This window comes from Rhodococcus sp. P4_E4, assembly GCF_056401575.1.
Genome location: NZ_JBFUJB010000029.1, coordinates 41,387 through 50,234 on the forward strand (window position 1 = coordinate 41,387; position 8,848 = coordinate 50,234).

An 8,848-nucleotide genomic window follows, 5' to 3' on the forward strand; every position below is an offset into this window, starting at 1 on the left:
AGTCAGAGATCTATCGCGTCGGGAGCTGGTGGCGCCGTGTCAGGGGTCTCGGCGGGATCAGTGAAATCGGGGACCGGATTCCACTCACCGGTCTGCCCTGGATCAGTGACGAACTCGTCGGCATAGCCGTCGCCGTCCACGTCGATGCCCGCGAAGTCGAGAATTCCGTCACCGTTGGTGTCCACAATGACGGTGTCTACTCGGCCGTCGCCATCGGAATCGAAGTCCGCTTCGTCTGCGAGACCGTCGAAGTTGGTATCGAGGACGACCCCGTCGATGCGGCCGTCGTTGTCGACGTCGATCTGGGTGATGTCGGCGTAACCGTCGCCGTTGCTGTCGATATCGATCACATCGAAATGTCCATCACCCGCAGTGGATGTTTCCACCACATCCGCCACACCATCACCGTCGAGGTCGTGCGTGATCTGATCGACGTCACCGTCACCGTCAAGATCGATCTCGATGGTGTCGACGATGCCGTCGCCGTCGAGGTCGCGTGCCGAATCGTAACCGTTTTCGGCGCCGGAACCTGATGTCGGAACAGAGGATGGGGTGGCCGTCTCGGTGCCGGTGAACTGGGCATCTTCAGGGTTGCCGTTGACCTGAGGGTTGATGGAGATGTCGTTCGGAGTAGCCATCGCAGAAGTCCCTTTCGCTGTGGTGACGCAGCGACCGTTCGCTGGTGTCGACAATCAGATGCACCACAGCCACAGAATGTTCCCGACGAGATGAAACTGGTTGATCCTGCCGGGTGACTGACCTTGAAACGTGCAGCTTTGAACATCGGGCGGGGGATGTGCTCGCGCGATCAGCGTCATTGGACTCGCGCCGCTTTGCGCGACCAAGTGACCAACCTGACGGCGGTCGTGGCACTGGAGTCGGTGCCGTGCAGCTGAGGAAACCGATGGGCGTCGATGGTTTCGGCGCCCCGGACGATGAGTTGCCGTGGGACGGAAGACCGCCGCGATGCGGTTCCTCACGGTGGAGGCCCGGGTGTGCAGAATCCGGGGCGCAGGGGCCGGAGTGCAGGAAGTTCTCGTATTCGAAATGGGGTGCAAGCGGTGTCGACGAACGTCGGCATCGGGGCGCTGGTATCGGCTTCACAGGGGTGTCGAGATTCGATGGTGGTCGCCCAGCGCGGGGGTGGTCAACCCGACTGAACGAATTCGACGAGGTTGGCGCCTGGGGCTCCGTCCGTGAAAGAGCAGTGCGAATGCAAACATGCGCGTCCGCGCCCACCTAAGCGTTCGTATGACCCTCGCTGCTTGTCGAGGTCGATCGGGCGTTGCTATGTCGATTCGCGCTATCCACCTCACCCCGGGCACCCCGCGGGGAGACCTGTCCCGTCGGATCAATTTCTTGGACAGGTGCTTCGAGCGTCATCCTGACTTCATCCTGCGAAGAATATTCCATGGTGTACCCAAGCCGGTGCGCAAAGTGCGTGACCCTTTCCTCGACCACGTGGGCCCGACATCTTCGATGGAGAGGTCTAGGAACCGGTCTCCGGTTGCTCGATCGGGGAGAGCGCGGACGCCTGCAGGAGGGACGAGGCTCCGAGTAGTTCGATACCGAGGAGCCGTCCGTCTCTGTCGTAGTCGAGGATGATCTGGCCGTCAGAGCCGTCGCAGTGGACGTGCTGCTGGCGGACCGCGTCTCCGTTCGCCTGGTCGGAGGCCACATAGATGTATGAAGCGTCGGCGTCAGGGTCGTATGTTGCTGCGAATGTCAGATGCATGTCGAGAGGATAGTTCTGGGTGGAGCGTGGGGTGACTTGACGCTGTGGCCGTGCGGAGGACTTCAACACGTGAAGTTCCGGCAAATATCCGCGTCGAGCGCGGTTTCATCCAAATCAGTTGGGACCGTTGAAGAATTCCTCGGTGAGAATGTCCCCGTCTTTGAGTTCACTGTCTCTCAGCTTCTTTTTCATCTTCAAGGATGAATACACGTAGGGCAGGGCGGATCGCGGATCGGTGTCGTAGTCCTCTTCGTTCCCGCCCAAGAACACGAAGACGCGCGGCGTGATGCATTGTCCGACGTCCAAGCTGGACAAACCGGCCCGCTGCAGCCAGAAGGCAAATCGGTCCAGTGCGCAGCCGTTCAAGATGGTTCCATCTGCGATTCTCAGCAGAAGAAGCCCGTACGGTAGCAGTTCCTCTGCGATGCCTCGGGCGGGATCGTAAATGTAAACCATAGTTTCAGGTTTGTTCTGAGTCAGCCGGTCGAGGATGAAGAACTGGATGCCACGCCAGTCCTGGGCGAAGCAGTACATACGAGGGTGATCGAAGTAATGGGATAGCAAGTCAGAAAGCCGATCCGAGATCGACTCGTCGTAGACCTGGAACGCCCCACTTCCCAAAGAGAGGGAAGTCCTTTCGCTGGGCGTGCCCCCGGTACCCATGGGTGAGTCCTCACTGTTGCGGTTCTGTAGGGCCGTTTCTTCGGCCTGTGGGGCGCCTGGATCCGATGGGCCCTGCACCAGAGCTATCCACATGCAGGCCGAACACCACAGCTCGTAATTGATGCCCCCCGTAGTGGAAAGGGGTTCGTCGAAGGGAATCCACTCGACCGTCAAATCTCGTTGATTGCAGTTCGGGCACCGAATTCTTTCGAAGGATCCTTCCCGGATCCTGGCTGCGACGAAGTCCGGCACCGGCACTGGCGTCGTACGGGCCTCATGGTTCGGAGGCGAAGTGGGAGGGAGCGAATCACCCACGTGCGGTAGATCCAGAGGCGCGGGTGGGAGGTCGGGCCACCGATCGGGGATCGAGGGACGATACGTTTGGCGGGAGCCTTTGCGGACGAGGTAGATGAGCAGAGCCACCGTCCCGGCGATGATCAGCACGGCTGTTTCTCCATTCGCTGGGGGATCGGGGGAGGACTCGGCATCACGGAGTCGTCGGCGGCGCGACTGTTTGTCACAGACGGTGCGTCGCTGGGCGCCCTCGCGTGGTGGTCAGATCAGTAAGCCGAGCGCCAGAAGCGTGAGCGCGAGCACTGCGGTACTGGTGGCGGCGCCGGTGAGCGTCCGGCGTCCCGTGAAAGCCAGCGACGTCACCTGCAGCGCCAAAGAGACTAATCCGGTGCCGGCGGCGGTAAGCAGGACAAGTTGGGGCACGGCCACGGCAGAGTCCAATCATGTTCATTGTCAACAGAACAACGATCCGATGACGCCGCCGACGACGTCGGCGACGAAGTCCACGACTGTTTCGGCGATGCGTTCTGCGAAGCGGCGCAGTCGACCGGGATGTGAGGTGGCCATGTCGTCGGTGCCCGTGAGGGATTCAGAGGACGCGGGGGAGTGTGATGGAGGCGCAGCGCTGCCGGGCTCCGCTACGGCGACTCGATCCGATTGTCGTTCCGCCGCCGGCAGTGGCTGCTGTTTCGCGGACATGGGGTTCACGCGGCATGTGCGGGCTCCTTCTGTCGGCGATCGCCCCGGTGCAGCCGGTTGAGGGGCCGCGGGGTTTCGTTACCGACAGTCAACGCCCATTTGTGAATATTCAGCAATTATTTTGTGAAGTTCGAGAGTGAAATCACACAAGACTGAAAGCGTTCTTGTTCTTCAAGAATTTTCCAGCACGCGACAGCCAGCGTAGGTCGTCGAGGTCAGGTGAGCACCGTCAGGGTTATGTCATGGTTACCCGTCGGGCGCCCCCAGATTGGGCGGGGTGTTGTGTGGTTTCATGCGCCGAGTCCGACGTTGGTCCAGATGTCGAGGTAGGTGGAGTAGTCAACGAAGTACGGGGGCTCGTCTGACGACCACACCCCTCTGACGTTCTCCCTGTCGATGTGCAGGCAGAGGTATCCGCCGCCGCCGGAGCGGAAGGTGGCGACGCAGCGCGAGGAGTCGGGGTACTCGTCGGGGGAGAGACCGTCCAGGATTCCCCATTCGAAGGCGTCGATGCGAAACATCTCGCGCAGTGGCAGAGGCCCGACGGTTTTCCCAGCGATGTAGTACCAGCCGTTGTGAAGGTGGGTGTAGAACCGTGCGAGGCTTGCCGGAAAGTGGTGCCACACTGCCGGGACGTCGTCGTTCTCGGTGACCGGCCGCCCACCGAGGTAATACATGTCTTCGCCGTCGGCGACTGTCATCCGATACAGGAGAAACCACTCACCCCGCGATTTGAGCAAGGCGACGTCGGCGAGACTGGCAGTGATCGTCGTGTAGGTGTCGGACATGATCGGTCGGCCGAAGTGGTTCCACCGCTTCAAGACTTCTGATACGCGCCATGCACGGTCCCCGGCGAGTGCGTGCAGCCAGTGCTCCGGTAGCTGTCGGCGGTCCGGCATTGTGAGGTCGTCGAGTGCAATCAACTCGGGTGCGGCGACAAATCTCGCAACATGCTCCAGATCCACATTTCCTCCATCTGCGACGTCGAGTTACCTGTCGCTGTTCGGCATTGACCGGCACGCTTCTCGGCCACCCATTGCTGACGTGGCCGCCTGCGGGGTTGGTGGTCCTTGTCCCAGGCGTAGTGGAGGAAGGGTCGCACGTGGGCGAAAGTGTTGATGACTTGGTGGACTATTCGCTCGATCGCGGCCGCGCCGTGCAGCGGGGAACCCTCCGAACTGCCCAGTTCCCCTTCGCAGATCACGCCGGCGGCAGAGCGGATCTCCAGCACTGCGCTGTCCGCGACTTTCAGTCCGTAGCCCCTGGCAGTCTCCATCTCGGTGGTGGGGTCTCGATGCACGTAGGTGCTCGTCAGTCGTCCCGGTGTGGGGAGAAGCACGATGCCGTCCTCGACTGCTTGTGCGATCACCACCTCGGCAAGCTCAACAGATGGAGCAAACGGAATATATGGGATCTCGCCGCGTACGTACGCGGCTTCCAGTTCCGCTGGCGAGGCGTCTACAAGGCCGGCTGGGAGCCAGGTACACGCCCACTGCGACACATCGCTCACAATCAGGAAAGGCCATGTGCGGGAATTGAACTCGGCTTCCGCCTGCAACCACGCTACGGCTTGACGCTCGTAGAACTGTGTGCGCGCGGCGGGAACCTCAGGCGTCTCGACCTGCACCTGCCCCGACCCCTGTGGTACTACCGGCCGCTGTCTCCGTTGAAACCATCTCCGCACCGACCAGCCCATCAGTCGAGTAAAGCACCATTGCCTCCCGGCCTGGCCAGGCGGTGCTGTCGGGGCGGGGCAGGGGTAACTCTCGGTGTCTCGAGGTCGTCTCGGTGCCGACACAAGGGTTGCTAGGGTTACCCGGTCATTGGAGAGATTCCTATCGAATTGGAGACGATGTTGCATGGCTGAGAGAGTGATTCGCCAACTTATCGACGATCTCGACGGTAAGCCGATCGACGACGGATTCGGCGAACGCATCCAATTCTCGTATCAGGGGTCGGACTACCTGATCGATCTGCGGCCGACGAACGTCGACAAGTTCAACGCCGCCCTCGAGCCTTTCGTGAAGGTCGCCGAGAAAGTCGGAAAAGCACGCCGCGGCAGTAAAGCTGATGTGACGGCGAAGGATACCGGTTCAGGTCGCTCGAAAGAGCAGTTGCAGGCAGTGCGGGACTGGGCAGTCAAGAACGGCTACGACGTGGCACCGCGGGGACGGGTCAAATCGGAGATCCTCGACGCCTTCGACGCCGCGCACTGAATTCGATCCGTTTGAGACGACACGACATTCAACACTGATACGAAAGCGGGTGTGAGGGGAAGCGTTTCCCGCACACCCGTATCTTCCTAACCCGGCGTGGATTCCGCCACCGGCCGTCAGCTGTTGCGAACTGCGGGTTCTTCCAACAGAAAACACCCACGCATTACTCATTTTCTGCGGTCGAAGGACGTCGAAAAGCATCGCCGTCTGCGCTCGGCCGCCGACTGCCACTGCGAACAGCAGAGATTAGACGCAGTCATCTCCGGGTACAGTTCCGCAAGCAGCCTGCGGAGTGCGCGCATACACAATCCAGTCGGTCCACCGTCGACGTCTTGCGCTCATTCTGCAGGCTGCACCCGCAACTGTCAGTGCAGATCATTCCCCGAGTTCCCTTGCAGGCGAGTAGGCCCGGCAACGGAAGCATCGTCGACGGCAGTCCATAGGTCACTCCTCGTTGAGCCAGACACCGTCTGTGGCTTGAATCTTGCGGATCATCGAGGTACCTGCGGTCTATCGAACCTGCTGATCGCCAGCACTATCGGCGACGGCTCAGGCGGAATGCAGCGACTGGAATGTGGTCACGAACCCATCGATGGTTTCGCACACTTCGGCCTCGTCTTGCGGTGCGCGGCTCGGGTCATCGTGTCGTAGAGCGTTCATGATTTCGATCTGCCCCCATGCCCAGCGTAGGTCTTCGTGGCGATCGTGTTGTTCGTGCTCGTACTTGTCGACGATCGATTCGTAGACGGTTACCAAGGCGTGCAGGGAAGTTCGGCCGTGATCGTAGTCGTCGGCTACCTCGAGGATCAGAGTGTGAAGATCTGGTGATTCGGGTGAAGGATCGTGCGGGTTGTCCGAAGTCATGAGTCTTGTCCTCGCGATTGACGGTCAGGAAGCTTCCGGCGGGGATGAAGTGTGCGACAAATTTGTGGTCTCGGGAGTAGTGCTCGGGCGTCGGTCCCGGTATTCATGGATAGCCATGTCCGTCGGTGCTGGGCCAGTTCCACGCTGCGATCGTGCCGCCAGGTGTCGAGACGACGAGCACGTTCCCGGGCGCGGAGACGTTCCAACTTTCGAAATCCGGCGACGGTGGCACCGACAGTACGGTCCCGGTGTCGAACAGTACGACGAGTGATCCGTCTGCGGTGCAGGTGCTGAGTTCGATTGTCGCGCCGGTCAGTTCCGCTGCGATGTCTGTTCCGGATGCAGGTGCCGGAAGGCTGATGGTGACTTCGGTGTCGTCAGGAAGGGTCAGGACGGGGTTCTCCTCGACGAAGTATCGAACGTGCGCGTCAGTTTCGAACTGTAGGGCGTGACCGACCTCGGTGCGGACAACCCGCTGTCCGGCACCTGGAAGATTCATCGCGTTCACGTCAGAAGGATATGACGGCACTCTCGGCAACACCGCCCCGACGGTCAGCGGCAGGCATACTTAGGCGCCATGAGCTACAACCTGGCGTTCTGGGCCGGAGGCGATGATCTCGACCCCGGCAGCGTCTACACGCGTCTGAACGACGAGCAACACGTCGACAGCGTCGACATGGTGGACCGCGACCGTGTCTTGCGGTTGTTTGCGGAGGATCTCCCAGGCTGGACGTGGGACGGGCAGTTCCTGCGCCCGCCCGGGTCTGACCCCGAAGGAACGCCGGCCTACGACGTATCCATCGGTGAGCAGTTGGTCGAGTTCATCGGCTACAAATTCCGAGGAGAGCATGCAAACGAGATCATCGGCGCGATGCACTCACTCGGCTACCGCCTCTACGACCCGCAGACCCTCGAACGATTCGCCTGAGTCCCGACGGGAGAGACTGAAGTTCAGCCTTCGCAGGTCGATGCCGTGTTGCTGTGGCACGCGGCCGCATGAGCGGCGAAACAACAGCTCGCTTGGGGGACTGCGAGCGTCAGGGCCCACCGACTACACCAGGCTCTCTTGGCGGCGGCCGACGTTCTGGAGGCGCCCACAATGGCGATCTCACCTTCGTACGGAGATGGTGCCGACAAGGGCGCCGGACCCTCAACCCGGATGTCGACGTCAGCGGCATGGACACGCTTGAAGCGTGGAGCCGGCATTTCTGTCAAGAGAATTGCGGGCGAGGTTGACGGAGTAGAACCGGAAGTAGCCCTAAAAATTGGGGGAGCGAAACCTCCAGCCCTCCTTGTGGATCCGGGGTAGCGCGACGAGGCGAGGAATGAGCATCGAATACGGCGAGGAGCGATGCTGATCAGCGTTCGGTGCCGCCGTGATCATCGACCTGCGAGGTTTCTGGTGTTTCTCCCATAGGGTGCGGATATGACGCCTGTGGATGAGGAGAAGGTCTTGGTGACCGTGGGGCAGATGGCGAGTGGGAGTGTTTTCCGCGCTCGTCTGAATGAACTTTTCGCCGATGCGGGCCCGAATCTCACCAACGCCGCAGTTGTGCGCAGCCTTCTCGACCACGGTTGCCGGATCGCGAAGCCGTACGTCCCTCAGCTACGTCACGGGCACCGCGTGAGCCCGTCCGACGAGGTCGTGACTGCGCTCGCGGCATTCTTCGGTGTCTCGCGTGGCTACTTTTTCACCACCTCTGTCGCGGGCGGTGATGTTCACGTCGAGGATGCCGAGATTGTCGAGCGCCTCGACGACACGGTGCACAAAGCTCTGCTGCCGGCAGCGAACGGTCACTCCGCGCCGTCGCTGGAGTTGCTGGCGGATCTGGCCAAGCTCCGCCTCTCCGAGGGCCGCCTGGGGGTTCCTGCGGATTCACCGTCCTATGTACGGTTGGTAGAAGCGGCCCTTCGGTCTCGCCATTCCGCGTCGCAGCCGCAGATCAGGCACTCGTAAGCCTGTTCCGCGGGCCGGTTGCCGGAACGTCACTGAATGTTGTTTGAGTCGTCACCAATTCGTGATCGTGAGTCCCGTCACGCAGCGCAGGTGAACAAACCGCCTGGTCCGAGTGTTCSGGAAATGTTGCTGTAACGCCGGGTACGACTTTTGGTGGGTTGAGTCGGATATCGGGGGCTGGTCGGGCATTCGTGTCGTGTTGTAGCGTCCCGGTCAGACGTTCAGTTAAGTTTCSGCAATCGMTCKGGTTGCKGGRMTTTYKACTCACCCACAGGGAGACCGACCATGGCCACCACGACCGTCGAGACCGCTCGGGCCCGAGTAGGAAAGCGCCGTATCGGTAAGGCTGTGGGTGCTTGTGCTGCGGTGTCGGCCGTGCTGATGGCGGGTTCTCTCGCGTTCGCAGCCAGTGCGTCGGCG

The 8,848-nt window shown here is 61.1% G+C and carries 12 protein-coding genes; 3 read left to right on the forward strand and 9 right to left on the reverse strand.

Going from position 1 to position 8,848, the window contains the following annotated elements:
* Positions 1–2 precede the first annotated feature (2 nt).
* The 7 genes from AC1DVN_RS27880 to AC1DVN_RS27910 all read right to left on the reverse strand — a co-directional run bounded on the left by AC1DVN_RS27880 (position 3) and on the right by AC1DVN_RS27910 (position 5,018).
* Positions 3–638 (reverse strand): hypothetical protein, encoded by a 636-nt coding sequence (locus tag AC1DVN_RS27880; protein WP_477917276.1) that lies wholly within the window; start codon positions 636–638, stop codon positions 3–5.
* Between the two features lie 851 nt (positions 639–1,489).
* Positions 1,490–1,735, reverse strand: a complete 246-nt coding sequence (locus tag AC1DVN_RS27885) for a DUF2283 domain-containing protein (protein WP_283568330.1) — start codon at positions 1,733–1,735, stop codon at positions 1,490–1,492.
* Between the two features lie 114 nt (positions 1,736–1,849).
* The gene (locus tag AC1DVN_RS27890; RefSeq protein WP_477917278.1) at positions 1,850–2,398 is read right to left on the reverse strand and encodes a hypothetical protein; all 549 of its coding nucleotides are present in this window, start codon (positions 2,396–2,398) and stop codon (positions 1,850–1,852) included.
* Between the two features lie 555 nt (positions 2,399–2,953).
* Entirely contained in the window at positions 2,954–3,121 is a 168-nt protein-coding gene (locus AC1DVN_RS27895; protein WP_259120135.1) for a hypothetical protein, read from the reverse strand.
* A 24-nt stretch (positions 3,122–3,145) separates the two neighbouring features.
* Positions 3,146–3,400 (reverse strand): hypothetical protein, encoded by a 255-nt coding sequence (locus AC1DVN_RS27900; protein WP_477917281.1) that lies wholly within the window; start codon positions 3,398–3,400, stop codon positions 3,146–3,148.
* A gap of 281 nt (positions 3,401–3,681) precedes the next feature.
* On the reverse strand, positions 3,682–4,356 hold the full coding sequence (locus AC1DVN_RS27905) for a hypothetical protein (RefSeq protein WP_477917283.1): 675 nt from the start codon (positions 4,354–4,356) through the stop codon (positions 3,682–3,684).
* A complete protein-coding gene (locus AC1DVN_RS27910; protein ID WP_477994513.1) occupies positions 4,311–5,018 on the reverse strand; it encodes a hypothetical protein in 708 nt (235 codons plus the stop codon). The genes AC1DVN_RS27905 and AC1DVN_RS27910 overlap by 46 nt, the downstream gene beginning before the upstream one ends.
* Before the next feature lie 232 nt (positions 5,019–5,250).
* Between AC1DVN_RS27910 and AC1DVN_RS27915 the strand changes: the two genes are divergently transcribed.
* Positions 5,251–5,607, forward strand: a complete 357-nt coding sequence (locus tag AC1DVN_RS27915) for a histone-like nucleoid-structuring protein Lsr2 (RefSeq protein ID WP_283568325.1) — start codon at positions 5,251–5,253, stop codon at positions 5,605–5,607.
* 549 nt (positions 5,608–6,156) lie between these two features.
* Here the strand turns inward: AC1DVN_RS27915 and AC1DVN_RS27920 are convergent.
* Positions 6,157–6,471, reverse strand: a complete 315-nt coding sequence (locus AC1DVN_RS27920) for a hypothetical protein (RefSeq protein WP_054781409.1) — start codon at positions 6,469–6,471, stop codon at positions 6,157–6,159.
* Between the two features lie 103 nt (positions 6,472–6,574).
* Positions 6,575–6,970, reverse strand: coding sequence for a DUF6188 family protein (locus AC1DVN_RS27925; protein WP_259120407.1), 396 nt, complete (start codon positions 6,968–6,970; stop codon positions 6,575–6,577).
* 78 nt (positions 6,971–7,048) lie between these two features.
* Here AC1DVN_RS27925 and AC1DVN_RS27930 point away from each other — a divergent pair, with 78 nt between their 5' ends.
* The gene (locus AC1DVN_RS27930) at positions 7,049–7,399 is read left to right on the forward strand and encodes a hypothetical protein (protein WP_054781411.1); all 351 of its coding nucleotides are present in this window, start codon (positions 7,049–7,051) and stop codon (positions 7,397–7,399) included.
* Between the two features lie 498 nt (positions 7,400–7,897).
* The gene (locus AC1DVN_RS27935; RefSeq protein ID WP_477917288.1) at positions 7,898–8,428 is read left to right on the forward strand and encodes a helix-turn-helix domain-containing protein; all 531 of its coding nucleotides are present in this window, start codon (positions 7,898–7,900) and stop codon (positions 8,426–8,428) included.
* Positions 8,429–8,848: the final 420 nt, after the last annotated feature.